A 26,982-nucleotide genomic window follows, 5' to 3' on the forward strand; every position below is an offset into this window, starting at 1 on the left:
AGCAGCTCTTGCAGTCACTCCTAGCACGAAAAACTCTAGTAGTTTTAATTGAGTTTTCTTATTTAATTTACAGTTAGTTAGCTTCATTTTCATCGATTAACATAGTGCTAATCTAGTACAGCCCCAACATTATTTTTAGTTTCGACACTCTTATTTATAAGCACCCAGACATTTGCTAAAAGTCGGTCAATTTATATCCCCTCTTCGACCATGCCTGACCATATTCCACCTGAACAATTTAATGCTTTGCTGATGGATCATGCTAAAACAACTCAACCTGAGAAATCAGTACAGGACGTAAAAAAGCCTCTTAAACCCATTTCACATGCTCTAAATGAAGAAGATGCAAAGAAAAAAGCGGAAGCCAAGAAAATCGCTTCAACAGCTAAACGTGATTTTGAACATAAAATCAAACGTGCTTGGGATACACCACCTGGCTCTAGCGGTAAAACGGCCATTGCTCGCGTGATTTTATCTAAAACAGGTGCTGTCCAAGCAGTCATCGTAAGCTCCAGTGATCCTGATATGAAAGCCAGTATTGAGGCTGCAGTTCGTGCTGCTGCACCATATCCGATGCCTAGCGACCCAGATGCTAGACGTGAAGCACAAAGTTTTACCTCTACATTTAGATCTTCAAATTAAGTTTGATAAATCCTTGCATTGATTGCGGGGATTTTTCTATTGATCAAAATCTCTAATCTTCCAATTGGATTAAGCTAAAATGATGCATTTCTTTAAATTTTCGTTTCTATTTTCTGTAATCGCAGGCTCATCATTAACCTTTGCAACCCCTACCAGCATTCAAACGGCTGACAAGATTCAACCTGAGAAAATAGCAGAGCGTTCCTCGAACGCAACAGCGGCTAAGACGAAGTCATATTCTGAACAAGATAAGCTTCAACTAGAACATAAAATTGCTGAAGCGAAACGGCAAGCTGAAGCAGATGCGGCTAAAAAAGCTGAAGCAAAAAAAATTGCATCTAATACAAAGAAAATAATACAGCAAACTATCCTTAGCAACTGGCAAGCGCCAGCAGAATCAACTGGGCAAAAAGCCAATGCTCAAATTACACTGACATCATTTGGTTCAATTCAATCGATAGTGATTCTTGGTGCGCCAAATCGTGCATTTAAAAAGAGTATTGAAAAAGCCATCCTTAGCTCAGCCCCTTTTGATTTACCAGAAAATCAAGATGCTCGACTTGAATCTCGCATTATCTCTATGCCCTTTCTATCTAAATAAGGACATCAGTTCAGCAGAACCTTATATTTTTATAATTAAGCATCATCAAAATAGGCAAACATTTAGACACGAATTCACAGACGAATAACAGATTAATCATAATGTTGTGCTTTCAATATCCCAAAATCATGCCATTATGTGACACAACCAAATACAGACAATAACTCACATTTTTAGAGTAATTAGCGAATGATGGAAATGACGCGTAAACATCTTCTTTGCTTAGCCGTATTCACTGCTTTGAGCCCAGTTTTAGTGACTCAAACGCATGCGCAGCTTCACCTCGAAATCACTAAAGCTCCTGAAGAAGCACCTAAAATTGCGATCGTGCCTTTTAGTAATGACTCAAATATTTATCCAGTGGTTGAAAATGACTTGAACCGCTCAGGTAAATTTACCAGTGCTTCTAAAAACTTGCCTGCAACTGCAACAATAAATTCACCTAATGCAGAAGCATGGAAAGCTGCGGGCGTACCCTATGTCGTGACAGGTACATCAAAAACAACGGCTGATGGCTCTTATGAAATTCACTACCAACTGTATGATGTTGAAAAAAAACAATACCTGTTAAATGAACTACTCACTGTACCTGCTTCACGTTACCGTCAAGCAGCGCATATGATCAGTGATGCGATCTATCAAGCTTTAACTGGCATTCCAGGTGACTTCAGCGGCCGTATTGCCTATGTATTGCGTAATGCAGCAACACCAGATCAGCGCTATACCCTACAAATTGCAGATACAGATGGTGAACAACCCCGTACGATTTTGACTTCACGAGATCCAATCTTGTCCCCTGCATGGACGCCTGATGCGAAAAAGCTAGCCTATGTTTCATTTGAAACCAAACGCCCTGCGATTTACATCCAAGATTTAGCAAGTGGTAACCGTGAAAAAGTAGCAAGTTTCCGTGGCCTGAATGGTGCACCAAGCTTCTCACCTGATGGTAAATCAATGTTATTTACCGCATCGATGCATGGCAATCCTGAAATCTATCAAATGGATTTACAGACTCGCCAATTAAAACGCATGACCAATGACACAGCGATTGATACAGAAGCACGTTATGCACCTGACGGTAAATCATTTATTTTTACCTCTGACCGTGGTGGCTCTCCACAAATTTACACCTACAACTTAAGTGCTGAAAGTGTCAAACGTTTAACTTTCCGTGGCGCTTTCAATGCACGTGGTACGTTAAGTGCGGACGGTAAAAAATTAGCTTTGGTACATCGTCCTAGCGGTAGTAACTATAAAGTTGCGGTTCAAGACATTGGTTCTGGTGTAACCAATATTTTAACGCCAACTAGTTTAGATGAATCCCCAAGCTTCTCACCAAATGGTCAAATGGTCGTGTATGCAACACGTGAAGCAAACCGTGGTTTGCTCTCGATCATGTCTTTAGATGGTCGTTTCCGCATGAACTTACCAAGTGAACAAGGTGAAGTTCGTGAACCAGCTTGGGCACCGAAATAAACACTGCATGATTTTTTCAACAATAACTTTTTAATGAAACATCATAAATAACCGTCATGGAGATCAATATGAATGCGATGAAACTGATTGCATTACCTGTTTTAGCTACAGCATTAGTAATGACTGGTTGTGCCAGCCGTAAACCTGCAGCAGATGTACAAGCAGGACAAAACCCAAATGGCTCAACCACTGTAAACACTTCAGGTTTAAGTGAAGATGCAGCACTCAATGCACAAAACCTTGCGGGTGCATCATCGAAAGGTGTAACTGAAGCGAATAAAGCATTTTTAGCGAAGCGCGTTGTACACTTTGACTACGACAGTACAGAGCTTAGCAATGAAGACTTACAAACCCTTCAAGCTCACGCTCAGTTCCTAGTTGCTAATGCAAACTCACGCGTGGCTTTAACAGGTCACACCGATGAACGTGGTACTCGTGAATATAACATGGCACTTGGTGAACGTCGTGCCAAAGCTGTTGAAAGCTTCCTGATTACAACAGGTGTAAGCCCTAACCAGCTTGAAGCAGTCAGCTATGGTAAAGAAATGCCAATCAATGCGGGTCATGATGAAAATGCATGGAAAGAAAACCGCCGCGTAGAAATTAACTACGAAGCTGTTCCTCCGCTACTTAAATAAGACTTGAAAAAGTCTGAGCTAAAAAAAAGCACTCATTAATGAGTGCTTTTTTATTTAACCCGTATCATTTAATTTATATCGTTTCATTTGCATCGTTCTGTTGCAACGTTCTGTGCTTTAACTCAATTTAGCCCTTTAACTCAGGATAAATTCAGTTAGCGGCTTTAGAACTTTAAGAAAATATCCAATGAAAATGCAAGTGAACGACTTTAAAAACGAGATCCTTAGCTTTACCAACTAAAAAATTAGCTTAACAATCCAAATCATTACGCTTCTGCTTCTGGATGTTCAGCATTTTCTTTTTCTGTTTGCATCGACTCAATGAGGTCATGTTTATTGAACTTTTTATACTCTGCTTTTGCTTCGTAACTGCTCCATGCAGCTTTTACGGTATCCGCAGAAATATCGTCTAAATTCAATCCCTCAGTTGCAGTCGGAGTCGCATCAAATTTTTGTGTGGTCATTGTTGTGCTCCCTGTCTTTCGATTTATACATTAGATTCAACATAGCATGTTATTCAGGACTTGCAAGGGTAAAATCACGACAAATAGTCTAGTTTAATTTTTCTTTTCCTTCGTTCTCATCTAAAATGTTGCACAATCACATTTTATCATTTTTGATAAATTAATATTTGGAGTTTTCCGGTTATGTCAAATCTCACCCTTTCCCAATTTCTACAACAACAAAGTGGTAATCTTACTCCTGCATTAGCACAAGTTATTGAAACAATTGGTAATACATGCAAAGACATCGACCTTCTTTTACAAAAAGGTGCTTTGGCTGGTGTATTGGGTAGCGCGCAACACGAAAACGTTCAAGGTGAAGAACAAAAGAAACTTGATGTCATTTCAAATGATTACCTCATCGATGCATTAAAAGTTCATCCACATGTCGGTGGTTTGGCATCTGAAGAATTAGATGAATTCACACCAGCTCAAGAAAATGGCGATTATCTTGTCTTGTTCGACCCATTAGATGGTTCAAGCAACATCGATATCAACATGTGTGTTGGTACAATTTTCTCAATTCTTCCTGCAAAAAATGCCGTGACGCAAGCTGAAGATTTCATGCAAGCGGGTGTTAACCAAGCGGCGGCTGGTTATGTATTGTATGGCCCATCAACAATGATGGTTCTAACTGTCGGTGCTGGCGTAGTCTTCTTTACTTTTGATCCAGAAAGCAAAGAATTCTTATTAACTAAAGATGCGATTGCTGTGGCAGCAGACACTAAAGAATATGCAATTAATGCATCGAACCAACGTCACTGGGAAAAACCTGTAAAACGTTATATCGACGAACTTCTTGCAGGTAAACCTGGCCCGCGTGAAAAAGACTTCAATATGCGTTGGGTTGCATGCATGGTGGGTGATATTCATCGTATTCTTTGCCGTAGCGGTATCTTCATGTATCCATACGACTTCAAAGATCCGAAAAAAGCAGGCCGTCTACGTTTAATGTACGAAGCAAACCCAATGAGTATGTTGATGGAACAAGCTGGCGGTGCTTCTACAACAGGCCGTGTCCGCATTCTAGACATCCAACCAACAGAACTTCATCAACGTGTTCCTGTGATTATTGGTTCTAAAAACGAAGTTGACCTAGTTACGTCATACCATAATTAATTTCTTATAACGAAAGTCAGTATTTTTGCTGACTTTCGTGGATATCTCCCCCATGGCTCTGATTTATCTCGAATCAAAAGACAACCCAAAAATTAAGCACCTTCGTGGCTTAATCGAACAAAATGCCTACCGTAAAAAACAAGGTCAAACTGTTTTGGAAGGCACACACTTGGTGTTGTCATGGTTAGACTCAAAACGTCCAATCAAATCGATTTTCACCACTGAACAAGCGATTAACCATGCTGATTTCGACCGCATTGCGGAACAATATCAAGGTGCGGTATTTATTCTAAGTGAATCTTTATACAAAGATATCAGTACACTTGGAACATCTATTGCTTGCTTAGCAATTGTGGATTTACCAAGTTCAAGTGAAGCGCTTAACTTCAGTGAAGACACCTTAATTTTAGACAATATTCAAGACCCCGGTAATGTAGGCACCCTACTCCGTTCTGCTGCCGCGGCGGGTATTGAGCAAGTTGTTTGTACCAAAGGCTCTGCATCGCTCTGGTCACCGCGTGTATTACGCGCAGGTATGGGCGCACATTTTTCATTAAATACCTTTGAAAATATTGCCCTTGAAGATATTTTGACTAAATTCAAAATTCCAGTGTATGCAACAAGCTCACATCAGTCTGAAAACCTATATAGCAAAAATTTACGCAAACAATGTGTGTGGATTTTAGGCAATGAAGGTCAAGGTGTTTCTGAGTATGCATTACAACATGCAGAAGCCGTTGCGATTCCTCAACCGGGTGGTCAAGAATCGTTAAACGTAGCCATTGCTGGCTCGATCTGTTTTTTTGAAATGGTACGTCAGCGTCAGTAAAATCGTTATTTTATTGTATTTAGCGCTTAAGCCTGAAAAAAATAGACTACACTAGAAAAAATAATAATTCTTTTTGTCAACCTAACCGTTATTTCCATCGTTATTTGTATATGAATATGGAAATAATGGTGGGTATCCGATGACAGGATTTTCCATCTCTATGGATTTAGCACCCAAAAAGTCCGAGACGCAAGACAGCAGTGTTTTAAAAAGCACGGCTGAGTCTCGCCTGAAAAACTTCATGAATGAAGTGACGGGGCGTGCTTTAGTAATGATGGAAAGTGCAACGCACGGTCAACATGGCATTGCCATGGACTTGGTGCAAGAAGCCTTTATTTCCTTACATAAAGCTTATGCTGAAAAGTCCACAGAGGAATGGTATCCCCTGTTTTACACCATTTTAAATAACAAGCTGCAAGACTGGCGTCGAAAAGAAGCACGTCGTTCGCAGCCGTTTTCCTTATTTAGAAAAGTCAGCCTAGATGACGACGATGTCGAGATACAGGATGTGGTAGATGAATCTACACCAAACCCCTTCGACTTTCTGGATCAGGCTGTCACTGCAGAGGAAATACAAGATGCTATCGCAGAACTTCCAGTCCGCCAGCAACAAGCATTTATGTTGCGAGCTTGGGAAGGCTTTGATACGCATACAACTGCAGAAATTATGAATTGTTCCGAAGGCAGTGTGAAAACACATTACCACCGTGCCATTCAAGGTTTACGTACCGCTTTGGCACATTTGAATCCACATATGGGAGGATCATCCGAATGAAACAAGATGATTTCTTAAAGCAAGTAACTTCCAAACTTGATGGACTCGCACAGCACCATAAAGACAAAGCAACTGTCATGAATAACGTGCTTGAAGATATTCATCAGCGCGAAACTTCACGTTATGGTTTCTGGAAAATGTCTGGCTTTGCACTTGCAGCAGCAATTGCAGGTTTTGTCATTTTACCGAATGCGACTGTACTGGATGACAAACCACAAAATCAGGTGATTTCAACCCCTAAGCTCTCCCCTCAAATGGTAGAAGATCTTGAAATGTTGATGGTTCTGGGTGAGGACAAAGTTCCACATGGCAGCTAAAAAATTAGCAATTGCATTCTGTGCTTTTAGTTTTTTGCAAACCAGTTTTGCTGGCTTTGATCGCTTTTGGATATTTTCAAAAGATGCAGATACTCAAGTCAATGAAACTTGGGATTCGCTATCTGAAGCAGAACAACAGGCTTTAATTAAAAAGTATCAGGCACTCAAAGAGATTCCTGCAGATCAACGTGTCAGCTTGCAACAGCGCATGGATTGGTTCACTCAACTTCCAGATAGTGAAAAGCAACGTATGCGCGAAACTTGGCAAAAAATGAGTACTTTAGAACGTAAAGAACTCGCGACACGTATGCAAAAAGCTAGTCCTGATGAACGACCTGCTATTCGCGATGAGTATATCAACAAATATTTACAGCCTATCGCTGTCGCTCACTAATCTAAAACAGCAGCATGTTGCGAAAATCAAATCAATTAAATTAGTTAAGCCATGAAAAGCCTCTTATCGAGGCTTTTTTATTGTATTACTTGCTCAACCGACGTTGACGATACATACCTAAACCAATCAGTGTCAACAGCCCAAATAATCCCATCGAACCACCGCCGCTAGAAGAAGAGTTGGTGTTTTTCGCGGTATTCTTAAGAGTCAGAATTGCATTGCTTGATGCAATGCCATCACTATCGACAACGCTATATTCAACAGGATAGTCAAACTGACTAAAGCCATTTTTTACAGAGAAGGTAATCTTGCCACCGTAGCAAGTTTCCTTTAAATAACTTGCTGGGCAACTGCCACTATACTCAGCTTCAAAGTTTAAACCTGCTGGGATTTTCGTAAAACGAATTGGGATAATTTGACCTTCTTCATTTTTATGCCATACCGATTTGCCCGCTGGCATAGATGTAACTGGACCATCACCATCATCATTAGCATTTTCTAATAAATTATTGACGGTAACAGACAAATTATTTGACGGACTAATTGTATATTGAGCAGCTTTGGCCACTGGGGTCATATTTTTAAATGCCACACGGACCACACCAGAGGATTCCGCCTGACTCCCTGTCTTTTGTTTTAGCGTATATTTACAAAAACCGTATTCGGTAGGCGCTGTTGTTGCCCCACTGGTGCGATATATAACGATTTGTTTTATTCCAGCATCCCAATCACAGTGCAGGTCATGTGGTGGATTACCCACAATACTTGCTTCGCCTGTACTAGACACCGTAATTTCACTACCAATGCCGATTGGTGAAGTCGTCACGGTATAGTTGTCAGCATTTAAGGCAATTTGTCGTGTTTCAGCACTTCCGTTCACAGACTCTTCTTGAGGTAATGATGCTGGGAATGGATCAAAATAAACTGCACGATATTTGAGGTTATTTTTTAATGCACTTAATACCGCTTCGTATTTTGTTAAATCATCCTGATTGGCAACTTTGTATTCTGCATAATCTGGATCGTCGATATCCTTTTTCAAATCATCAATTGTTTTTTGATATTTCTCTTGAATAGCTGCTAAGGACTCGTTGGTAATCTCTGCCATATCTGCTGCAGTTAAATTCATTAATTCAACCGAACCAATCTCACAAGTATTTCGTTGTGCAGGTGATAGCTGCAAGGTACCATTCGTAATCCGCAAAATACCCCGTTGATCGGCTTTACTACATCCCTCTAAGCCAAGATTGATCAAGTCAAAACCACTGCCGATCGCTTTCGGGTAATACAAAGGTAAATACAAATTATAAGCAGATTTTGTTTGTAGGGCGCTTAATAAAGTCCCCATAGCATAACTACTTACATCATGGTTTTGCAGAAAGCTTTCCGTACTATTCAGCACACTTTCTGGTAAATCACACTGTGCGGCTGCCAGTTCAAATGCATTATTACTTGCCACAAATTTTTGACCATTATCAGGTACTGCATTATTCAGATAACGACAAGATTTTCCACCAGTATTGTAGGCCAATACATTGAAATACCAAGCCTTTGTACCATTGTTATCATAATAATAGGTACTAGCCGCATTGTTCTCGACTATTGTATTACTGGTTAAAACGAAGCTAGAAAAAGCACTTAAACGATCCGTTCCCTGAGAAATGGCACGGATAATACTACCCGTACTTGGATTTGCTTGGTTTTTTGCAATCGTATTTGCTGTCAGTTCAACCTTGGCATTTCCACAGAAGTCCATCACACTATTGCTCGTCGATGAACCATTTTGAATAATACTGCTTTGCTGGAACACAATTTCAGGCTGGGTATCCCCCAAGTTCCCGATACAGTCCATAGCAACAACACTACCTTTAGGTGCGATGTTGCCCTGAACTAAACTGCTCACCAATAATGTTTTTTTCGACATATTATGCGCAACGGAGTAGATTGCACCGCCAGCAACTTTGGCTTGAGAGTTTTCAATTGCACCATTATTTAAGGTAAATGCTCCCCCTAAATACAAGGCACCACCTCGATCTTCTGCCATCCCGCCAGTAAGGCGAACATTATTGACGATAAAGTTGGCTTCTGAACGTGAAGTATTAAAAATACGAGATTTGCCTTGGGCATTAATCGTCGTTCTAATATCTTCATAGGCAGGAAATTTCTGCGTCAGTAAATTTTTTGAATCATAGTTAAAGCGACTTTTCCCTTCAATCACGATCTGATTGACCGGAACTAACTCACCTTTAGTCAGAAGATATTCACCTGCTTCAAGTTGAATATAATCGGTCTGCCCATTATTTGGATTACCGACATTACATCCACCAAAAGATTTGTTTTTACGTGCAGTTTCAATCGCTTCACGTAAAGAACATTGATTGAGATTTTCACCATTTTCATCATCAAAGGTCGTAACTTTGATGATGTTACTTGTTGCTGCCATAGATGACATAGCCGCAAGGACCATGACCGCCAGCAATCCTTTTTTATAATTTTTCATGTGCTGTCCTTAATTCTATCCAGACTATTTTTTAAAGCGACGAAATCCAACTAAGCCAAGCAGCGCAAAAATACTCGCCCAGCCTAGAGCACCACCCGAAGTTTTAACGGTTTTACTTTCCATTTCATTGTTTGGTTCTTGGAAAATACGCACTTCTGCAGCTAAATAATTTTTTGCCGAAGTATTAAAACGGGTTGAAGACGTCACCACACGCAATTCAAAAATATCTGCGCCATGCCAATTTCCATTTGGCGTGTATTCAAAATCACCATTCAAATTCAGTGTAAATTTACCTTTAGATTCGGTGCTTTGTACAATTATTGGGCAACCATCTTGCCATGGCTCACCCGTTGGATTTGCCATACCCATCACTTTTGTACATTCTTCTTTTGGAATTAAATCACTGTCACCTAATGCATCTAAAATATTAAACTTGGCCACTTCACCTGTACGAATGTCTTTACCTAATCGAGGCATACTCACAGGAACCACAATTTCTATAGCTCCACGATCACACCAAACATCATCCAAATTACGATTTTTTCCACGCTGATCAGAAGACTCACAATACACATGATGCTCATTGCCATCTGCTGTGGTCTTCCCCTTATTTAATATCGGGCTTGAGAAAATCGTTTCGTAATCTAATAAAATACGAGGACGTAAATAACCAATAAATGCGTTGTTTGCTGTGGTAAATGGACAGAAAAGTGCATTACGATCTTCTGTTAAGGTTTTACAGCTACCTTCATCTTCACCCGCGATTAAACTTGTCCCAGACCACACATCATTTAAATTTGCAACAGGCCCAACAGGACAACTTGCAGCCACTAAGTTGTTATAAAAAACAGATTTGTCTGTTCCTGAGTTCACAACTTTACAATCTTGAGCGGTGCCACTGAGCGCATTACCAATCACCACACTATTGGCTAAATAAGCATGCTCAGAAGTACTATTTAGTTCAATACCACCACTGTTCTTCAGTACTGTAATATTATTGAGTGCTAAACCATCACGTAAGTTGACAGCAAAACCTTTGTTTTTGAAAAAGGTACTATTGGCAATGATATTTTGAGGATTACTGAACACCAACTTGCTGATGTCTGCGAGCCCATTTTGATTATAAACAATCGCTCGACCAGATGTGCTTTCATTATTTTTGAACAAAGATGTATAGATTTCATAAGCCGGTGCTTCTGAGTAAATTGCACCACCATCTACCGCTTTGTTGTTTTGAAAAATTGTGGTTCGCATATACAGACGGCTTGCTACAGCTGCGCCATCTTCTGAGAATCCAACATTGTAGATTGCACCACCAAGTCGTGCATTACCATCTTCAAACTTTACATTTTCAAGTGTGAGTTTTTCATTATTAAAAAGGATGCCGCCTTTATCAGCGCACTGATCTTGCTTACATCCTTTAAATGAAATTTCTTTAAAATTGATCGCAATTAGTTCTTTTTCGCCGTCATTAATATTAAAAATTTGATCCTTACCGGTCATTTCAATGACGGCATTATTAAGACCGAGTACGACATCTTCATTGACGTTAGTGTCATACGCCGTTTTCAGGTTCAGTTCTGCTTTAATATCAATTTTTTTAGTGAGTTTATAAACTTCATTTTTTTTCAGAGAAATTGAGGCATAGGCGTCTTTCCCCCCGCAACCATTATATCCGGCTTCTGGCATACCATTATTGATATATTCTATGGCTTCACGAAGTGAACATTCCTTGTCATCCTTTACAACATCTTCAGTGGTTGTAACGGTAATTTCTGCGCTAAATGCATGACCTGCCATGAGAAGCATGCCAATGCCTATGCTCTGTTTGAGCATATCCATCTCCTTAAATATTTTTTATCTTTTTATTCTTAAGTTGCACAATCCTTGCAACATTAAAATATTTTTATGTACTTTGTCACAGCTTGAGTAATTACTCAAGAATTTTTATTGCTTACCGATATTCATCAATTAGGGCAAAAATTTGTCTTAAATTGGCATGACTCAATTTGACTTTTTCACCTTTTAACATCTGAATCAGTTGTTCTAAAGAGCGAAGTAAAATAGACGCCTGATGCGGCCCATGTGCCAACAAATAATCCACAATTTGTTGATCCATATGGATGCCACGTCGCGCTAAAACAGAGTTCACGAGCGCTTGACGGTCTGCGTATAAGCTACCATTCGGCACTTTCACACTAACAGCCTGAGTTAATCTAGACTGTAGATCTGGCAGTTCAAGTTTGAGTTCAATTGGCGCTAGTCGAGATGAAAAGACCAATTGACCACCTTCTTCGTTATTATAGTTAATCAGGTGAAAAACGGCTTTTTGCCAATGTGGAACTCCACTGATGGCTTCAATATCATCTAAAGCCACCAAATCATAGCGATCAAGCGAAGTAATCGCTTCAGTTGGCGCATCGAGCAATTCAAGCAATGAAACTTGAATTGCTGATTTGCCAATTTCTAAATAAGAATCACATATTGCAGACAGTAAATGGCTTTTTCCTGTGCCAGCTCCACCATAGATATAGAAACGATTCATTAAACCAGCATGTAACTGACGAACACCATCGATTACATGCCCCCAACTCGGCCCAGAAAAATCACTAATTCGGGCATCGAGTTGTGGTTCTATATCTAACTGCAATTGACGCATATCTATATTTTGGCCTTATCAATCTTTATGTTCTGATCGTTCAATGTTACTCGAAATTTCAGGATCTTGCAGCGAATTTGCAGACTGATTTTTGAGCTCAATATCGACAGCAATTTGATTGGTTTCTACGCTTAATGTGCCAATTTCAGCATCATTCACCACAAGTACATCATTTCGGTATAAATTACTTTTCTCATAATTTTCACGCGCATGACGTAATAACACCACAATAATCGCTGCAACGGGTAGTGCAATGAGCATTCCGAGGAGTCCTGCCAATTGCGCGCCTGCAAGGACTGCAAATACCACTGCCACAGGAGACAAACCAATTTTGTCGCCTAATAAGAAAGGCTGTAAAATATAACCTTCTATTGCCTGCCCTACCATGAATACCACCAGTACTAAGGCCAAATGCACCCAATCCAAACCGAATTGGAACAGGCAAGCCACAATTGCCGAAATAATACCAACCGCAAAACCCAAATACGGAATAATACTGGCTAGACCCGCAATCATCCCGATGATGATGCCGACCTCAATACCCACCAATTGAAGTCCAACCGCATATACAACGCCCAATAAGAACATTACCAAGAATTGGCCTTTTACAAATGCACCTAAAACTTCATGACATTCGCCCACGATTGTGAGCGTGCTTTTTTCATATTTACGTGGAATAAGTCGACGCATGTTTTCTAACATTCGTTCCCAATCTAATAAGAAATAGAAAGCTATGATTGGAATTAAGACAATCGTGCCACCAATCTGTATGAAATTCAGACCCGATTGTGCCACTTTTAACAACATGGCTTGGATACTGTCTGCACTATAGTTGGTTTGAATATACTCCATGATCGCTGCTGACATTTGCTCTGTATCAATTTCCATCGGTACAAGATTAAATGTCTCTGATAACCACGGCAGGAATGTATAGTTGACCCAATGAATATTGCTTGGAATATTGTTTTTCGCATACATCAACTGTTCCCATACCAGTGGTACGAGGAACCACATTGCAAGGAATATAGCAACACCAATTCCAATAAAGACCAAACTGATAGATAACCAGCGCGGCAAGCCAATATTATGTAATTTATCGACTAAAGGGCTAAATAAATATGCAATTAGAAATGCGCCGATAAAAGGAACAACTACAGGCTTTAATAAGTATAAAACCCATATGATCAATGCTATCCCAGCAAGAATAAATATTCGGCGCAAGGTGCGATCACCCATATAAAGTCACCTTTTTTCAATGTAATCGTTATAGAAAGGAAAATATTTTAATAAAGATAACATTTTAGTGCGAAATAGCATAAGAGTTTTGCATATTCAGGTTATAATCCCCGCGCGAATGCGGAGACTTCATTATGAGCAACTCAACTTCTACCCCAAACACTGGTTTAAGCTACAAAGATGCAGGTGTCGACATTGAAGCGGGCGACGCGTTAGTCGATCGTATCAAATCTGTCGCGAAACGTACTGCACGTCCTGAAGTAATGGGCGGCCTAGGCGGCTTCGGCGCTCTTTGTAAAATTCCTAAAGGTTATGAAGAACCTGTTCTCGTATCTGGCACAGATGGTGTTGGTACAAAATTGCGTTTAGCATTGAATTTGAACCGTCATGACACAATTGGTCAAGACTTGGTTGCAATGTGCGTAAACGATCTTCTTGTATGTGGTGCTGAACCACTGTTCTTCCTTGACTACTATGCAACTGGCCACCTCAACGTTGACGTTGCAGCAAATGTTGTAACTGGTATCGGTGCGGGTTGTGAACTTGCAGGCTGTGCATTGGTTGGCGGTGAAACTGCTGAAATGCCAGGTATGTATGAAGGCGAAGACTATGACCTTGCAGGTTTCTGCGTAGGTGTAGTTGAGCAAAGCAAAATTATTGATGGCTCTAAAGTTAAAGCGGGTGACGTTTTAGTTGGTGTTGCATCTTCTGGCGCACACTCAAACGGTTACTCACTTCTTCGTAAAATTTTAGATGTGAAAAACGTTGACCTTACTCAAATCGTTGATGGTCGTCCACTTGCAGATACAGCAATGGAACCAACACGTATTTATGTAAAACCAATTCTTCAGTTATTGAAAGAAGTGGATGTACACGCTATGGCGCACATCACAGGCGGCGGTTTACCGGGTAACTTACCTCGCGTACTGCCAAATGGTGCTCAAGCGGTAGTCAATGAAGCATCTTGGGAATGGCCAGAATTGTTCAAACTACTTCAAAAAGAAGGTGGTGTTGAACAATTTGAAATGTACCGCACATTTAACTGTGGCGTGGGTATGGTTCTCGTAGTTGATGCAGCAGATGCTGACAAAACTGTTGAATTACTCAACAGCCTTGGCGAAAAAGCATTCACAATGGGTCACATTGCAGACAATGCTGAATCTGTTGAAGGCGCTGACGAAAAAATCCGTGTAGTTTTCGCATAAGCAACGTTCATGATTAAAATTGCTGTACTTGTTTCAGGCAGCGGATCTAACCTGCAAGCCCTGATCGATGCCAATCTATCAGGTCAAATCGTTGGGGTAATTTCCAATAAACCTGATGCTTTTGCACTGCAACGTGCAGAAAAAGCAAAGATTGCAACTGCAGTCATTGAACATAAGCAATATCCAAGTCGTGAAGCTTTTGATGATGTGATGCATCAACAACTGCTCGACTGGGATGTTGATTTGGTCATTTTGGCAGGCTTTATGCGCATTTTAAGCGCAAAATTTGTCAAAGCATGGGAAGGAAAAATGATTAACATCCACCCTTCTCTGCTGCCAAATTATAAAGGAATGCATACTCATCAACGTGTTTTAAACACCGGTGATGTCTTCCATGGCTGTACAGTTCACTATGTGACTGCAGAGCTGGATGCTGGTCAAGCGCTTGCTCAAGGCGTACTTAAAGTCAATGTGCATGATCATGCTGAAAGTCTGGCAGATCGTGTTCACGTGCTTGAGCATGTGATTTACCCTCAAGTGGCAGAATGGATTTGTAATGGCACCATTCAACACACTGAAAACGGTGTTTTATATCGTGGTGAGCCTTTGCAACAACCTGTTCAATTCTGTAAGTTCTAAGCAACTGTATAATTTAACAATCAACGCATCTTAGGGTGCGTTTTGTTTTTTCAGTGCCAAATAAAACTCTATTTATTACTAAAATCTAAAATCTAAAATCTAAAATCTAAAATCCATTTTTTGCAGAATGTTCAACTTTATGATCAATATGTAGTTTTTAGTTAAATTAAAGCTTTTAGCATCATTAAAATAATAAGCTTATATTGCAATTAGTAAACCTTATAAATCTAGAAATATTACATCCTTCAAACAAAAGTGGAGAAAATCACATGTTAAAATCCATCACACTGGCGACTTGTGCATGTATAACACTGGGTATGATTGGTTGTGCTACGACATCAAATCCAGCTACTGATCGTAATTTAGATAAATTACAAAACAAAAATTGGGTTGCGAGTGAAATTCAAGGCGTTAAGCTTGAAGCTGACCCTAACAATTCGAACGTACCCACCATCACTTTCGACGACACTCGTGTAAGTGGTTCAGATGGTTGTAATCGATTCATGGGCGGCTACGCTGTGCAAAACACAAAAATCCAATTTTCAAACCTTGCTACAACACAAAGAGCGTGTTTGACTGCGACAAATATTCCTCAACATTTTTCGCAGGCATTGAGCCAAGTTACTCATTATGATGCCTCTAAAGATCATTTGAAATTTTTAGATGCCAACAACAAAGTTGTTTTACAATTTGAAAATGCGAAATAAATCTCAAAAGTAGAATGTTTCATTTATAAAAAAAGCACTCTATAGAGTGCTTTTTTTATGTGTTGTGGTTTTTAAGGTTTAATGATGACGCTTAGGCAATTTAAGTAAATCTTTGATCAATTCAACAGTTTCCACAGGATGTTCCAATGGGAACATATGACTCCCCGCAGCAACTTTAAATGGAATCCCAAATTTTTTCTCTACCATTTGTGGAAAGTGCCGAGCTAAAAATGGTCCCTGCTCTGCAATTAACTGCTGTACAGGTACTTGCGGTTGAGCATGAGGTAACCACCACAGTGAAGGATTAGTTCGAAAAATATGAACCTCATCATCACGTGAAATCGTCAATTCCACCCCACCACGCAGTTTATCGTCCATCAAGGCATGATCAATATAAGCTTGATAACAGTCTGGATCGAAATCTTTATAAAAACCTTTCGGCCTTAAAAGCTCTGCTGCTTGTTCACGGCTGTCCCAATGATCACGACGACGCTTCGACAATCCTGCTGGGGACATTTTATCGAGGACTTTAAGTTTGAGGAGTTTTGCGATGTGCAAAGCAAAAGACTCTTTCCCCATGATCATAGGCGGATCAATCATTAACACTTGTTCAAACAATTCTGGGCGTTGTAAAGCAGCCTGAAATGTTAAAACCGAACCTAATGAATGACCTAATCCAATCACCTTACGACCATTGGCCTGACGTACAATACTGTCAATGACTTGCTGTGTTAAGCTTTTCCAATGGTTATCGATTGGGTAACGCTTATCAGGCCCAAGTAACGGCACATAGATCACATCATATTCATCACTCAGTAAATCAAACAATTTTTGATAAACCCGTGATGGCACGCCATTGGCGTGCGCAAAATGAATTAACGGTTTCATTGTAATTTCGTGCTGTTTTCAGATTGAACCTGTTGTGACAATGCGCTTGCCAAACCTTGACCAAATGAACTTCCCATACGACCTAGTACAGAATCAAACGGACTATTTTCAATGGTGTAGTTCACGGCTTTTTCAGTTTTCAATTCACGTTTCAGGCTATTTAAACTACCTGTACGGTCAGCAATACCTAGCTTCACAGCCTGATCACCCGTCCAAAATAAACCTGAGAAAATAGCTGGATCATTTGATTTTAATTTCTTACCGCGACCTTCCTTCACTGCATTAATGAAATGCGCATGAACATTATCAAGTACACCTTGAACATGTGCTTTTTGTGCTGCATCTACAGGTTGAGTCATGGATAAAATGGCTTTGTTCTCACCCGAAGTCATGGTGCGATCTTCTACACCGAATTTTTGCATCAAACCACTAACACCATAATTCGGCATGATCACGCCAATCGAACCCACTAAACTTGAAGGATTGACAATAATTTCATCTGCCGCAGACGCAATATAGTACGCACCTGAAGCGCCTGTATCACCAATAATGGCATACAATTTTTTATCGGTATGGGCTTTTTTCAAGTACTGAATTTCTTGCCAAATTTCATCAGACTGAACAGGTGAACCACCTGGTGAATTAATATTTAAAACAATCGCTTTGCTTTGTTTGTTTTCATAGGCTTTTTTCAAAGCTTTGATGGTATTTGCGCTGTTTACACTTTGCTTGTCCGCTGCAATGGTCCCAATGATATCAACCACGGCAATATGTGAACCCGCTGTCGCTGCTTGATCAGATGACGACATGCTGCAACTTTTTGCCATCGCAATGATAATAAATAGCAAATAAGCAAAGGTTAAAAATTTAAAAAATATACCCCATCTACGTGCTCTACGTTGTTCTTCAACGGAAGAAAGCACGGCTTTTTCTAATATTTTCCATTCATTTCCAGTTGGCTGCTGAATATTGTTTGAAGAACTTTGCTGTTTTTCTTCAGGTTTTGGTGGCCATTCGGACATAAAAAAACCCATTTGATTGTTAATTTGTAGTCATTATATACACGCTAATCGCTATAACTGTCTAATCAATTCATTTTCCCCTATAATTATTTTAAATTTTCTTTCATTTCTTTCAGACTTAAATAAGATGACCGACCAAAATTCACAGGACACCACATATCACCTGTTAAAATTTATCAGCCGTCAACCTATTCAAATTTCAAGATTAATTGCAAAAGGTTTGGCTGGGTTAGTCAATGTTTTAAAAATCTCTAAAACCTACTCTACGATTCAACGCAATCTTAAAATTACATTGCCTGAATTATCAGAGTCAGCTCGCATTCAACTCACTAAACAAGCGATTCGAAACGAACTTTGTTCTTATTTTGAATTTTTTAACATTTGGGGTGCAAGTACAGAAAAAAATATTCAACGGATTCATCACGTACATGGCGCTGAATATTTACATGAAGCGCTCGCCCTACAAAAAGGCGTTGTACTCGTAGTACCACATTTTGGTACTTGGGAAATCATGAATGCATGGGTTGCGCAGTACACTCAAATGACCATCATGTACAAGCCGGTAAAAAGCGAATCTGCCAACAATTTTGTCCGTGCTGCTCGAAGCCGTGAGCAAGCAATATTGGTTCCTACGGATGAATCAGGTGTACGTCAGATTTTCAAAGCCTTAAAACAAGGTGGGACGACTGTGATCTTGCCAGACCATACCCCCAATGCCGGCGGCGAAATGATTCCATACTTTGGTATTCCACTAAAAACCAGCAACTTAAGTGCAAAACTAATTCAAAAAACCAAAGCACGTGCGCTCTTACTATATGCCATTCGTAACGATAATCATGGTTTTGATATGCATATCGAACCTATCGATGACAATATTTATCAAGGTAATGCAGATGATGGCTCGATGGTTATCTTTAAAGCAGTGGAAGATTTAATCCATCGTTACCCAGAGCATTATCACTGGAGCTATAAACGCTTTAAAGCCAATCCAAAATTGAGAAATCTATACAATATTAGTGATGAAGAAGCCGCTCAACGCATTCGTGATATTCGTGAGGAATATCAAAGACTTCAAACAATAAAAAATGTGGCAGAATGACATTTCAAGCAATATACTTGAAGTAGTTTTTCTATTCGGATTCTTTAGATAGCCTGCGATATAGATCGAGCCATTTATACTTTGTCCGCTCTTCAATTAGTTCAATTTGCTGTTTATTTTGCTTGAAATGGATACTTCCACTTTGTGCAGTTTGCAAGAGTGGAATGTCTAATTGTTTGAGACGTGTTTGTGTCATGTTTGCAGGATGTCCATAACGATTAAAGCGCCCTGCGGAAGCAATCGCCAACTTGGGCTTAAAATGGTTTAAAAATGCATAGGATGAACTGTGCCGACTACCATGGTGCCCAAGCATCAAGACATCGACTTTTAGATCTGGATAATCACTTAATATTTGATATTCCGTCTCCCAACCGGCATCCCCCATCAATAGAAAATGTCGTGGGCCATTGACGCCTTTGACCGTGACATATAGAACACAAGAACGTTCATTGGCATTCCATTTGGCATCTGTCAGATCTTCAGGCTTTGGCGAGAGTATTTCAAAATATACTTGCTGATCCCAATTCCACTGCTGACCACGCTGACATAAGCGCTGTGGAGCTTGGTTCGTGGTTTGTACCCGCTCATTACTTGAAAGCTGCCCAATATCAAGCAGTTCCTCCAATGAGAAATAACCACCACTATGGTCTTGATCTAAATGAGTCAATAATACCCGATCTAGTCGATGGACACCTTGCACACTCAAAAATGGTCGGATGATATTCTGCCCGACACTAAATTGACTTTCATCATAGTTTCCACCGAAGTCCACCATCATATGATGATCTACAGAACGGATATAGATCGCCTGCCCTTGCCCCACATCTAAAATTGAAAGCTGAAAATTTGCTGAATTTTTCCATGGGATAAACAGAGTAAAAAAGGCAATGACCGCCCAATATTTTGGCAAGATTCCTTCAGGTAAAAATAAGATTACTATGGCGAGTATCAACAGTATGATTTGAGTTGACGTCAATGCGACATCTTGCATTTTTGGTGCAAAGAGTCGATCTAAGCCATAGAGAAACACATGCAATATTTCCAAACACAGATCATTGAATAAAAAAACCAAATGCGCCAAAGGTGTAGAAATATAAGAAAGTGCCCCTCCGATGATATCTAAAGGAACCACCACAGCCCCTAACCACGGGATGGCAAATAAATTACTTAGTGGGCTAATCCAAGTCACTTGCTTGAAAAAAATCACCATCAATGGAAATAAAGCGACAAAGATTTTCCATTGTGATTCCACCATCAACCACATTGAATGCTTTAACTTTTGCCAAAAACTGGCGTCCGTTTGAGCCAGTAAATGCTTCCTTAAGGTTTGATAAATCCGCAGTAAAATAAAGCATGCGCCATAAGACAACCAAAATGCTGCGGATAAAATACTAAAGGGGTCCACTAGCAATAAAATAGCGGCACTAAAAATCAGCAGTTGAAAAGGCTGAATGGTTTGCCGTAACAACAGCATGCTACTTGCAACTAGGCAGATCGTCAGCGTTCTCAGTGCAGGTATTTCAAAGCCAGTAAATGCGCAATATAGAAGGACACAGAAGATAAAGGGCACGACCAATACATATTGTTTAGGCCATTTGAGATAGATTTTGGGACAATATTTACGGATACCCAACTGCATCGCCCAACAGAGCATGCTAGCAAAAACCAGTACATGCGGACCAGAGATCGCCAGTAAATGACTCATCCCAAAGCGTTGAAATAACTCACTGGTGCCTTCAGTGAGTAAACTTTTATCACCTGTAAGCAGCGCTAACAGCAAGCCATGATTCTGCAGCGGTTGTTGATATATAAACGCTCTTAAATATAAACGTTGTTGTTCGACTTTTATTTTGAACTGATGTAACACACCTTGATGCCGTTGATACTGTTGACCGTAGCCCATTGCAGTCATATGTTGGGGTGGTATCAATTCGACCGACTTCACCTTTAAACTAGCATGTATATTTTGCTGTACGCTCCACCGCTCTTGGTCAAATGCACCTTCTGTCACATAGCTTTGGGTAGGTCGTAACTCACCATACATTCGATAATATTGTCCAGGGACCAACTGAATCGTCTGCTCATGACTTTGCAAAATTGAATTGGGTAAATACGCCATAAAATATTGAATCTGATTATTCAGATTGATCACTTCAATTTTTTGCTGAATTGCTTGGTCTTTGAGTTGGCTGATCTGTGGAATATACGCTATAAACTCGCCTTGTCTGCTCTGATGTTCAACCAATGCCAAACGCTGATCGAGTTGAGTATTGGCGAAACTAAAGCCGAGAATTGCACCTATGCAAAGATTTGCACTGAGCTGTAAGATTTTCGAAAAGATACTTTTTAGTTTTGGTGAAATGTAGAGCTGTAGCACTAGCCAAATCAGGACAATAAAAAGCAACTGAGCTGTCGAGAGTTGTGGATTCCAAAACATGAACCCCATAAAAGAAATACCTAAAATCCAGCCAATACAAAAACTTTGTAACATGAGTCGTCATTATTTTTATTATGTGCTGGCAATAATAAAGCCCACCGCGGTGAGCTTCAATCAAACAATCTTAATCCACTAATTTTTTACAAAATCAATTTAGCGCTTAGTCATCTACCCATAAACCATCTTGCATATGCAAAATCGCATCAGCAGATTGAGCTAAATATTCATCATGGGTCACAATTAGCATTGCCATGTTAAATTCTTTACGTAATTCAGACAGCAACTCAAAAATCTTCACCGCAGTCTTGCGGTCTAAGTTCCCTGTTGGCTCATCAGCCATCATCAACTTAGGTCTTGCTACCAATGCACGAGCCAAAGCCACACGTTGACGTTCACCGCCTGAAAGCTCACCCGGTTTGTGCGTCATGCGGTGGGAAAGTCCAACGCGTTCCAAAAGATATTCAGCTTGCTGCTTCACTTCTTTGAAGTTACTCGACTTACGTAACATCAATGGCATTGCCACATTTTCAAAGGCGGTAAATTCAGGCAGCAAGTGATGGAATTGGTATACAAAACCTAAATGCTCATTACGGATATAACCACGCTCTGCTTCACCTAAAGTGTCAAAGCGTTGACCATTAATCATCACTTGACCCGATGTTGGACGATCTAAGCCACCCAATACATGCAACAACGTACTTTTACCAGAACCACTTGACCCCACAATCGAAACAAACTCACCTGCTTTGACTTGTAATGAAAGTCCACGAATCACATCGACTGTAGACTTCCCATCGGTAAAAGATTTGGTAATGTTTTGGGCATCTAAAACTAAATTACTCATAGCGTAGAGCCTCTGCAGGTTGAACTTTAGCTGCACGTAATGCCGGATAAATAGTCGCGATAAAGCTAAGACCCAATGATAAAGATACAATCACCACAACATCTTGCCATCTTAAATAAGACGGTAAATAGTTGATGAAGTAAGCATCAAACATATTTAAGCCCAATGTTGTATTCAACCAACCGACTAAATTACTAATACTCGATGCAGCGATAATCCCTAAAATCGCCCCAGACACCGTACCAATCACCCCAATCACTGTACCTTGCACAATGAAGATCCGCGTGATTGTAGCCGGTGAAGCGCCTAGAGTACGCAAAATGGCAATATCGGATTTTTTATCAGTAACCACCATCACCAATGAAGACACGATATTAAATGCTGCAACCAATACAATCAGGAACAGCAATAAACTCACCATTGCCTTTTCCATTTGAATCGCGCTGAATAGGTTGCCGTGTGTATAAGTCCAGTCAGAAGCATAGAAGTTTGCAGGTAGATCACGCACAATTTCTTGAGACACTTGTGGCGCTGCAAAAATATCATCCAACTTCATACGGATGCCTTGCGCACCATCTGGCAGTCTTAATAAAGTCGACGCATCGTTCAGGGCCACGTAGCCCATCATCGAATCAACCTCTGCACCAATACTGAAAATACCCACAATTTTAAATCGTTTAAAACGCGGAACGACCCCAGCCGGCGAAGGAGTTGCTTCAGGAAGCACTAAGGTCACACTGTCATTCAAGCCTAAACCTAAGGCATCTGTCATTTGCTTGCCAAGGACAATACCAAACTCACCTTTTTTCAGGTTATCGATACTGCCTTCCACCATATGGTCTTGGATAATTGATACCTTTTTTTCATACTGCGGTTCAATCCCACTGACCATAATGCCAGACACTTGACCTTGTGCCGTCAACATTCCCTGTAATTGGGTGAATGGTGCGACCCCTTGAACATGCTCATGCTGCTCAATTTTTTTTGCAAGTTCAGGCCAATTTGTTAAAATTTGTGTTGAAGAAACAGTGGCTTGAGGTATCATTCCTAAGACACGAGTTTTCAGCTCACGATCGAAACCATTCATCACAGATAAAACTGTAATAAGGACTGCCACACCAAGCGTGAGGCCGATCATGGATACCAGAGCAATAAAAGAAATAAAGTGGTTACTGCGCCGAGCGCGAGTGTATCTCAACCCTATATACAGCGAGATTGGTTTAAACATAACCATCTAGTCCGAGGTAATATATTATGGAAAATTTACAGCATCAAAGCGTTCAAACTGAACGCCGTGTAATGTCGCGTATCGATGCTGCTTTGCGCATCAACTATCAGATTATCTCTGATGATGTTGCACTGAATGATCCTTACGATCCTAATTTTGTATTGCCGCGCTATTTTCTACTACTTGCTGAATTAGATCAATTTGATCATGCACTCAACTACGAATTAGAACAATTAGCTGAGAAAGATCAACAAATTGCTCGAATCTTATCCTTATTTAACCAAAAGTTAAACCTTATTACGGGTTCTTTATACGACGCAATTGTACAAAGCATGTTACCAGTGCCTGAGCATGTGAATTTCTCAGAGACTGGTTTGAGCTTTTTTAGCGAACGCGCGATTAAAGAAGGTACTTATATCCATGTGACCTTAAGCCACCCTGAAAATTTCTTCCATATTGCGGCAACTGCGCAAGTGGTTTATAGCCGTGAAGAAGAAAGCAACTTATACCGTACGGGTGCCTATTTTATCACACTGCTCCCTCAAGACCGCGTCAAACTTGCAGAGTGTATCGCACTGACCCAAAACAAAGAGTGATTTTTAATCAATGTTTTAATTTGTGGGCGAGCTCTCTGTTCGCCCGAAAATCTTTATAAAAATAAACAAACAAGCCTGATAATAGAATCACAGCACCAAGTAAAACCATCAATGATAATTTTTCATCATTCAGTAAAGCACCAAAGAGCATAGCAAGCATGGGTGTGAGTACCGTTGTTAAAGACAAAGTTGTCGCCTTGATGTTTTGTACCAGTTTGAAATAACAAAACATTGCAATCAATGAAGCCATAATCACTGCATAAAATAAGCCAATGAGTGCTTTGGTCGAAGGCATCTGTGTCGGTGCATACTGCCAAATAAACGGTAGCATCGCGGCAGAAAATAGTGCTGAGATAAGAATCGAACCCGTGGCCTGAGACATAGGCTGCAAAGGTGCATTGACTTTTTTCACCCAAAAAATCGACATACAGTAGACGAATACGCTCATTAACATTAAGACAATACCAACAGGCTGTACGTGCTGATCACTGCCGCCTAAGCAAATAATGGCTAAACCACAAACGGCAATCAACATCCCAATCCATTGCAAGCGATGCAGATAGGTATGAAAGAAGAAACGACCGATCAGACCCGTCATAATTGGTGCCAAACCAAACATCAGGGCAATAATGCCTGAGCTGAGATAGGCCGTTGCCATATAGGTAAAAATCTGAGAACCAATAAAACTAAATGCCCCCGCCAAATAACTGTGCAGCGAGGTTTTATCCATCGGAAGTTTATGTTTAAAAATAAACAATAATGCAACAGCCAAGGGTAATGCGATAAAAAAGCGTAATGTCAGTGCCCAAAACGCATTGATATCACTGACACTCCAAACGATGGCAAGTGGCGTGGTCGACCAAATGAACACCAACAACGCATAGGTCGTCGCTAGATTTGTTTTAGATGGCATGGTTTTTACTTCTGCGCCGTTTTACGTTTTTGCTTTTGAATGGTTTGATCTAAGCTGCTGGAAAATTCGCGCTTATCACGTTCAGAAATCGGTGCTGGACCACCGGTTTGCACACCTGCGCCCCGTAAAGTATCCATAAAGTCGCGCAAGTGTAGACGTGCTTTGACATTTGCTGTGGTATAAATCTCACCGCGTGGATGTATCGCTATACCGCCCCGCTCAATCACTTCAGCAGCAAGTGGAATATCCTGTGTCATTACGATGTCGTGCTCTTTCATGCGCTGAATAATTTCTTTATCCGCGGCATCTGCCCCGCTCATGACTTGAATTGAGTTAATCCGCACCGAAGGCGTTATCCCAACATTTTGATTGGCGACAAAAGTGACTTCTAACTGGTAACGATCAGAAGCACGAATAATTACATCACGTAAAATGCGTGGTAACGCATCTGCATCCACCCATAATTTAAATGGCAGCACTGATTTTCCATTCACTTTTAAACATGACTCATAGTAACAAATCTACATGACAATTTGGGGATCTGCATCCGCTGAATGGATCTACATTTCTCTAATCATGAGAATCGAAAAGCTGCAAAATGACTCCAACTTGGGCTTATTTTCCAATGCTTTTACATTTAAATCCTACTGAAAACATTTTTTATGCATGATTTCATGATAAATATGACGTCGGTGACTTGAAAATTTCAAATAACCCTCGATTTATTAATTATGAAACCAACCCAATATCAATTGTGCATATGAAAAAACAAAATAGCCCTGAAATTATCACTATTGAAGATCAAACTTTTGGTAGTCATGTTGAACATTGGAATTTGCTCACCGGCAACCCGACAACGGATGTACCAGTTTGGCTGGGTCAGGCATTGGATGCACCCATTATGCCGATGGGTTTATGTGCACAAGAAAGTGATATGGATCAAAGTACCTGGCTGATTCAAGGTCCATCAAAAGCGTCGATACAACTGTGCCAAGTGATTGCGGTAGAAAATAATAAACCTAAAGCCGTTAAAACTGCATTTCCAAGTTTTGATAGCCCATATAAAACCAAAGCCACCATTGAACGTATTATTACCTGTAAATCCAATACGCAAGCTGTGCTTTGCCTCGACTTAGGCGCAAATACCAGTGTGTATGCTTTTGATAGTTTATATAGCGTCAATCACGACCAATATGAAAAAGATGTAACCTACAGTGTGCAACTCAATGCTTGGGCCTATGAACTCGAAGCTGTCGCAGAACATGAACAGCTTGTCGTTGACGATCCTGCATCGATTAAACATCATCGTGCTTTAAACGATATCTTGGCAGCAAATAATGGTGTTGCCCCTGCAGACTTACACGAACAGATTAAAGCGTGGCAACCGAAGTCTGAAGATGACAAAGCACCAGTCACCGTCGATTTTTCTAAAATGGTTGCATACCTATATGGTGAAAATCTTGGCCAAGAAGACGAAGCTTGGTTCCAAGGGCATATTGTTGGCAAAACTGCCATGCAATTTAAAGAGCAAGACTATACGCTGTATGATGTGACCTTAATCCACGAAGAAAACCAAGAAGCGGTGATTGTTCGTGTTGCAACACGAAATCCGGCGCATAAAGATTTCAATGTTGGGCAATATATTCGTGGCAATCTGTGGATACAAGCCAATATTTACGCGAAATCTGCCTAATTGGAATTCAAATCTAAGAAGA

The 26,982-nt window shown here is 40.3% G+C and carries 26 protein-coding genes and 2 pseudogenes; 15 read left to right on the forward strand and 13 right to left on the reverse strand.

What is annotated here, in order from left to right; genetic code table 11:
- Positions 1-87 (reverse strand): annotated as a pseudogene (locus FTV37_RS05000) (IS1595 family transposase); the annotation flags it as partial.
- A gap of 249 nt (positions 88-336) precedes the next feature.
- Here FTV37_RS05000 and FTV37_RS05005 point away from each other — a divergent pair.
- The 4 genes and pseudogenes from FTV37_RS05005 to pal all read left to right on the forward strand — a co-directional run.
- A pseudogene (locus FTV37_RS05005) lies at positions 337-642 on the forward strand (cell envelope integrity protein TolA); the annotation flags it as partial.
- 79 nt (positions 643-721) lie between these two features.
- The gene (locus FTV37_RS05010) at positions 722-1,243 is read left to right on the forward strand and encodes a TonB C-terminal domain-containing protein (protein ID WP_257224210.1); all 522 of its coding nucleotides are present in this window, start codon (positions 722-724) and stop codon (positions 1,241-1,243) included.
- Between the two features lie 192 nt (positions 1,244-1,435).
- Positions 1,436-2,719, forward strand: coding sequence for a Tol-Pal system beta propeller repeat protein TolB (gene tolB, locus FTV37_RS05015; RefSeq protein WP_171319182.1), 1,284 nt, complete (start codon positions 1,436-1,438; stop codon positions 2,717-2,719).
- A gap of 68 nt (positions 2,720-2,787) precedes the next feature.
- A complete protein-coding gene (gene pal, locus FTV37_RS05020; RefSeq protein WP_078190372.1) occupies positions 2,788-3,357 on the forward strand; it encodes a peptidoglycan-associated lipoprotein Pal in 570 nt (189 codons plus the stop codon).
- Between the two features lie 266 nt (positions 3,358-3,623).
- On the opposite strand, the gene FTV37_RS05025 is transcribed toward pal, so the two are convergent.
- Positions 3,624-3,821 carry an NF038105 family protein gene (locus FTV37_RS05025; RefSeq protein ID WP_078190373.1) on the reverse strand — a complete coding sequence of 66 codons (198 nt, stop codon included), beginning with the start codon at positions 3,819-3,821 and terminating at the stop codon, positions 3,624-3,626.
- Between the two features lie 183 nt (positions 3,822-4,004).
- Here FTV37_RS05025 and FTV37_RS05030 point away from each other — a divergent pair, with 183 nt between their 5' ends.
- The 5 genes from FTV37_RS05030 to FTV37_RS05050 all read left to right on the forward strand — a co-directional run bounded on the left by FTV37_RS05030 (position 4,005) and on the right by FTV37_RS05050 (position 7,294).
- Positions 4,005-4,979, forward strand: coding sequence for a class 1 fructose-bisphosphatase (locus FTV37_RS05030; protein WP_180063180.1), 975 nt, complete (start codon positions 4,005-4,007; stop codon positions 4,977-4,979).
- Between the two features lie 52 nt (positions 4,980-5,031).
- A complete protein-coding gene (locus FTV37_RS05035; protein ID WP_078192042.1) occupies positions 5,032-5,808 on the forward strand; it encodes an RNA methyltransferase in 777 nt (258 codons plus the stop codon).
- 160 nt (positions 5,809-5,968) lie between these two features.
- Entirely contained in the window at positions 5,969-6,583 is a 615-nt protein-coding gene (locus FTV37_RS05040; RefSeq protein WP_111883945.1) for an RNA polymerase sigma factor, read from the forward strand.
- Entirely contained in the window at positions 6,580-6,900 is a 321-nt protein-coding gene (locus tag FTV37_RS05045; RefSeq protein WP_078190377.1) for a hypothetical protein, read from the forward strand. Before FTV37_RS05040 ends, FTV37_RS05045 begins: the two co-directional genes overlap by 4 nt.
- Entirely contained in the window at positions 6,890-7,294 is a 405-nt protein-coding gene (locus tag FTV37_RS05050; RefSeq protein ID WP_078192044.1) for a DUF3106 domain-containing protein, read from the forward strand. The genes FTV37_RS05045 and FTV37_RS05050 overlap by 11 nt, the downstream gene beginning before the upstream one ends.
- An 85-nt stretch (positions 7,295-7,379) precedes the next feature.
- On the opposite strand, the gene FTV37_RS05055 is transcribed toward FTV37_RS05050, so the two are convergent.
- The 4 genes from FTV37_RS05055 to cxpE all read right to left on the reverse strand — a co-directional run bounded on the left by FTV37_RS05055 (position 7,380) and on the right by cxpE (position 13,689).
- Positions 7,380-9,794, reverse strand: coding sequence for a CSLREA domain-containing protein (locus tag FTV37_RS05055; RefSeq protein ID WP_180059243.1), 2,415 nt, complete (start codon positions 9,792-9,794; stop codon positions 7,380-7,382).
- Between the two features lie 24 nt (positions 9,795-9,818).
- A complete protein-coding gene (gene rbtA, locus FTV37_RS05060) occupies positions 9,819-11,630 on the reverse strand; it encodes a rhombotarget A (protein WP_180063181.1) in 1,812 nt (603 codons plus the stop codon).
- Positions 11,631-11,748: 118 nt separating this feature from the next.
- A complete protein-coding gene (gene hda, locus FTV37_RS05065) occupies positions 11,749-12,453 on the reverse strand; it encodes a DnaA regulatory inactivator Hda (protein WP_078190380.1) in 705 nt (234 codons plus the stop codon).
- Between the two features lie 18 nt (positions 12,454-12,471).
- Entirely contained in the window at positions 12,472-13,689 is a 1,218-nt protein-coding gene (gene cxpE, locus FTV37_RS05070) for a chloramphenicol efflux transporter CxpE (protein WP_180063182.1), read from the reverse strand.
- A gap of 134 nt (positions 13,690-13,823) precedes the next feature.
- Between cxpE and purM the strand changes: the two genes are divergently transcribed.
- The 3 genes from purM to FTV37_RS05085 all read left to right on the forward strand — a co-directional run bounded on the left by purM (position 13,824) and on the right by FTV37_RS05085 (position 16,240).
- Complete coding sequence (gene purM / locus FTV37_RS05075) at positions 13,824-14,894, forward strand: phosphoribosylformylglycinamidine cyclo-ligase (protein ID WP_078190382.1); 1,071 nt, start codon at positions 13,824-13,826, stop codon at positions 14,892-14,894.
- 9 nt (positions 14,895-14,903) lie between these two features.
- Entirely contained in the window at positions 14,904-15,533 is a 630-nt protein-coding gene (gene purN, locus FTV37_RS05080; RefSeq protein WP_180063183.1) for a phosphoribosylglycinamide formyltransferase, read from the forward strand.
- Between the two features lie 269 nt (positions 15,534-15,802).
- Positions 15,803-16,240: an META domain-containing protein gene (locus FTV37_RS05085; RefSeq protein WP_078192049.1), complete on the forward strand. Its 438-nt coding sequence runs from the start codon at positions 15,803-15,805 to the stop codon at positions 16,238-16,240.
- A 78-nt stretch (positions 16,241-16,318) separates the two neighbouring features.
- On the opposite strand, the gene FTV37_RS05090 is transcribed toward FTV37_RS05085, so the two are convergent.
- Positions 16,319-17,128: an alpha/beta fold hydrolase gene (locus FTV37_RS05090; protein WP_180063184.1), complete on the reverse strand. Its 810-nt coding sequence runs from the start codon at positions 17,126-17,128 to the stop codon at positions 16,319-16,321.
- On the reverse strand, positions 17,125-18,150 hold the full coding sequence (sppA, locus tag FTV37_RS05095) for a signal peptide peptidase SppA (protein ID WP_180063185.1): 1,026 nt from the start codon (positions 18,148-18,150) through the stop codon (positions 17,125-17,127). The genes FTV37_RS05090 and sppA overlap by 4 nt, the downstream gene beginning before the upstream one ends.
- A 127-nt stretch (positions 18,151-18,277) precedes the next feature.
- On the opposite strand from sppA, the gene FTV37_RS05100 reads away from it, so the two are divergent.
- Positions 18,278-19,249: a lysophospholipid acyltransferase family protein gene (locus FTV37_RS05100; protein ID WP_180063186.1), complete on the forward strand. Its 972-nt coding sequence runs from the start codon at positions 18,278-18,280 to the stop codon at positions 19,247-19,249.
- A gap of 31 nt (positions 19,250-19,280) precedes the next feature.
- Here the strand turns inward: FTV37_RS05100 and FTV37_RS05105 are convergent, their stop codons facing one another.
- From FTV37_RS05105 to FTV37_RS05115, 3 genes are all read right to left on the reverse strand, one after another.
- Positions 19,281-21,740 carry a DNA internalization-related competence protein ComEC/Rec2 gene (locus FTV37_RS05105; RefSeq protein WP_180063187.1) on the reverse strand — a complete coding sequence of 820 codons (2,460 nt, stop codon included), beginning with the start codon at positions 21,738-21,740 and terminating at the stop codon, positions 19,281-19,283.
- Positions 21,741-21,846: 106 nt separating this feature from the next.
- Positions 21,847-22,530, reverse strand: coding sequence for a lipoprotein-releasing ABC transporter ATP-binding protein LolD (gene lolD, locus FTV37_RS05110; RefSeq protein ID WP_180034388.1), 684 nt, complete (start codon positions 22,528-22,530; stop codon positions 21,847-21,849).
- Entirely contained in the window at positions 22,523-23,758 is a 1,236-nt protein-coding gene (locus tag FTV37_RS05115; protein ID WP_180063188.1) for a lipoprotein-releasing ABC transporter permease subunit, read from the reverse strand. Before FTV37_RS05115 ends, lolD begins: the two co-directional genes overlap by 8 nt.
- A gap of 26 nt (positions 23,759-23,784) precedes the next feature.
- On the opposite strand from FTV37_RS05115, the gene FTV37_RS05120 reads away from it, so the two are divergent.
- The gene (locus FTV37_RS05120; protein WP_078192054.1) at positions 23,785-24,354 is read left to right on the forward strand and encodes a PilZ domain-containing protein; all 570 of its coding nucleotides are present in this window, start codon (positions 23,785-23,787) and stop codon (positions 24,352-24,354) included.
- A 7-nt stretch (positions 24,355-24,361) separates the two neighbouring features.
- Here the strand turns inward: FTV37_RS05120 and FTV37_RS05125 are convergent, their stop codons facing one another.
- On the reverse strand, positions 24,362-25,267 hold the full coding sequence (locus FTV37_RS05125; protein ID WP_168378072.1) for a DMT family transporter: 906 nt from the start codon (positions 25,265-25,267) through the stop codon (positions 24,362-24,364).
- A 5-nt stretch (positions 25,268-25,272) separates the two neighbouring features.
- A complete protein-coding gene (locus FTV37_RS05130) occupies positions 25,273-25,761 on the reverse strand; it encodes a YaiI/YqxD family protein (protein WP_372491130.1) in 489 nt (162 codons plus the stop codon).
- A 266-nt stretch (positions 25,762-26,027) separates the two neighbouring features.
- Here FTV37_RS05130 and FTV37_RS05135 point away from each other — a divergent pair, with 266 nt between their 5' ends.
- Positions 26,028-26,960: a hypothetical protein gene (locus FTV37_RS05135; RefSeq protein WP_180063189.1), complete on the forward strand. Its 933-nt coding sequence runs from the start codon at positions 26,028-26,030 to the stop codon at positions 26,958-26,960.
- Positions 26,961-26,982 lie beyond the last annotated feature (22 nt).

Source organism: Acinetobacter sp. YH16042, from assembly GCF_013417245.1.
Lineage (GTDB): Bacteria > Pseudomonadota > Gammaproteobacteria > Pseudomonadales > Moraxellaceae > Acinetobacter > Acinetobacter amyesii.

Bases quoted from the DNA above. Each gene is read 5' to 3' on its own strand.
- FTV37_RS05010 (WP_257224210.1), top strand. From the start codon at position 722: ATGATGCATTTCTTTAAATTTTCGTTTCTATTTTCTGTAATCGCAGGC.
- tolB (WP_171319182.1), top strand. From the start codon at position 1,436: ATGGAAATGACGCGTAAACATCTTCTTTGCTTAGCCGTATTCACTGCT.
- pal (WP_078190372.1), top strand. From the start codon at position 2,788: ATGAATGCGATGAAACTGATTGCATTACCTGTTTTAGCTACAGCATTA.
- FTV37_RS05025 (WP_078190373.1), bottom strand. From the start codon at position 3,821: ATGACCACACAAAAATTTGATGCGACTCCGACTGCAACTGAGGGATTG.
- FTV37_RS05030 (WP_180063180.1), top strand. From the start codon at position 4,005: ATGTCAAATCTCACCCTTTCCCAATTTCTACAACAACAAAGTGGTAAT.
- FTV37_RS05035 (WP_078192042.1), top strand. From the start codon at position 5,032: ATGGCTCTGATTTATCTCGAATCAAAAGACAACCCAAAAATTAAGCAC.
- FTV37_RS05040 (WP_111883945.1), top strand. From the start codon at position 5,969: ATGGATTTAGCACCCAAAAAGTCCGAGACGCAAGACAGCAGTGTTTTA.
- FTV37_RS05045 (WP_078190377.1), top strand. From the start codon at position 6,580: ATGAAACAAGATGATTTCTTAAAGCAAGTAACTTCCAAACTTGATGGA.
- FTV37_RS05050 (WP_078192044.1), top strand. From the start codon at position 6,890: ATGGCAGCTAAAAAATTAGCAATTGCATTCTGTGCTTTTAGTTTTTTG.
- FTV37_RS05055 (WP_180059243.1), bottom strand. From the start codon at position 9,794: ATGAAAAATTATAAAAAAGGATTGCTGGCGGTCATGGTCCTTGCGGCT.
- rbtA (WP_180063181.1), bottom strand. From the start codon at position 11,630: ATGCTCAAACAGAGCATAGGCATTGGCATGCTTCTCATGGCAGGTCAT.
- hda (WP_078190380.1), bottom strand. From the start codon at position 12,453: ATGCGTCAATTGCAGTTAGATATAGAACCACAACTCGATGCCCGAATT.
- cxpE (WP_180063182.1), bottom strand. From the start codon at position 13,689: ATGGGTGATCGCACCTTGCGCCGAATATTTATTCTTGCTGGGATAGCA.
- purM (WP_078190382.1), top strand. From the start codon at position 13,824: ATGAGCAACTCAACTTCTACCCCAAACACTGGTTTAAGCTACAAAGAT.
- purN (WP_180063183.1), top strand. From the start codon at position 14,904: ATGATTAAAATTGCTGTACTTGTTTCAGGCAGCGGATCTAACCTGCAA.
- FTV37_RS05085 (WP_078192049.1), top strand. From the start codon at position 15,803: ATGTTAAAATCCATCACACTGGCGACTTGTGCATGTATAACACTGGGT.
- FTV37_RS05090 (WP_180063184.1), bottom strand. From the start codon at position 17,128: ATGAAACCGTTAATTCATTTTGCGCACGCCAATGGCGTGCCATCACGG.
- sppA (WP_180063185.1), bottom strand. From the start codon at position 18,150: ATGTCCGAATGGCCACCAAAACCTGAAGAAAAACAGCAAAGTTCTTCA.
- FTV37_RS05100 (WP_180063186.1), top strand. From the start codon at position 18,278: ATGACCGACCAAAATTCACAGGACACCACATATCACCTGTTAAAATTT.
- FTV37_RS05105 (WP_180063187.1), bottom strand. From the start codon at position 21,740: ATGTTACAAAGTTTTTGTATTGGCTGGATTTTAGGTATTTCTTTTATG.
- lolD (WP_180034388.1), bottom strand. From the start codon at position 22,530: ATGAGTAATTTAGTTTTAGATGCCCAAAACATTACCAAATCTTTTACC.
- FTV37_RS05115 (WP_180063188.1), bottom strand. From the start codon at position 23,758: ATGTTTAAACCAATCTCGCTGTATATAGGGTTGAGATACACTCGCGCT.
- FTV37_RS05120 (WP_078192054.1), top strand. From the start codon at position 23,785: ATGGAAAATTTACAGCATCAAAGCGTTCAAACTGAACGCCGTGTAATG.
- FTV37_RS05125 (WP_168378072.1), bottom strand. From the start codon at position 25,267: ATGCCATCTAAAACAAATCTAGCGACGACCTATGCGTTGTTGGTGTTC.
- FTV37_RS05135 (WP_180063189.1), top strand. From the start codon at position 26,028: ATGAAAAAACAAAATAGCCCTGAAATTATCACTATTGAAGATCAAACT.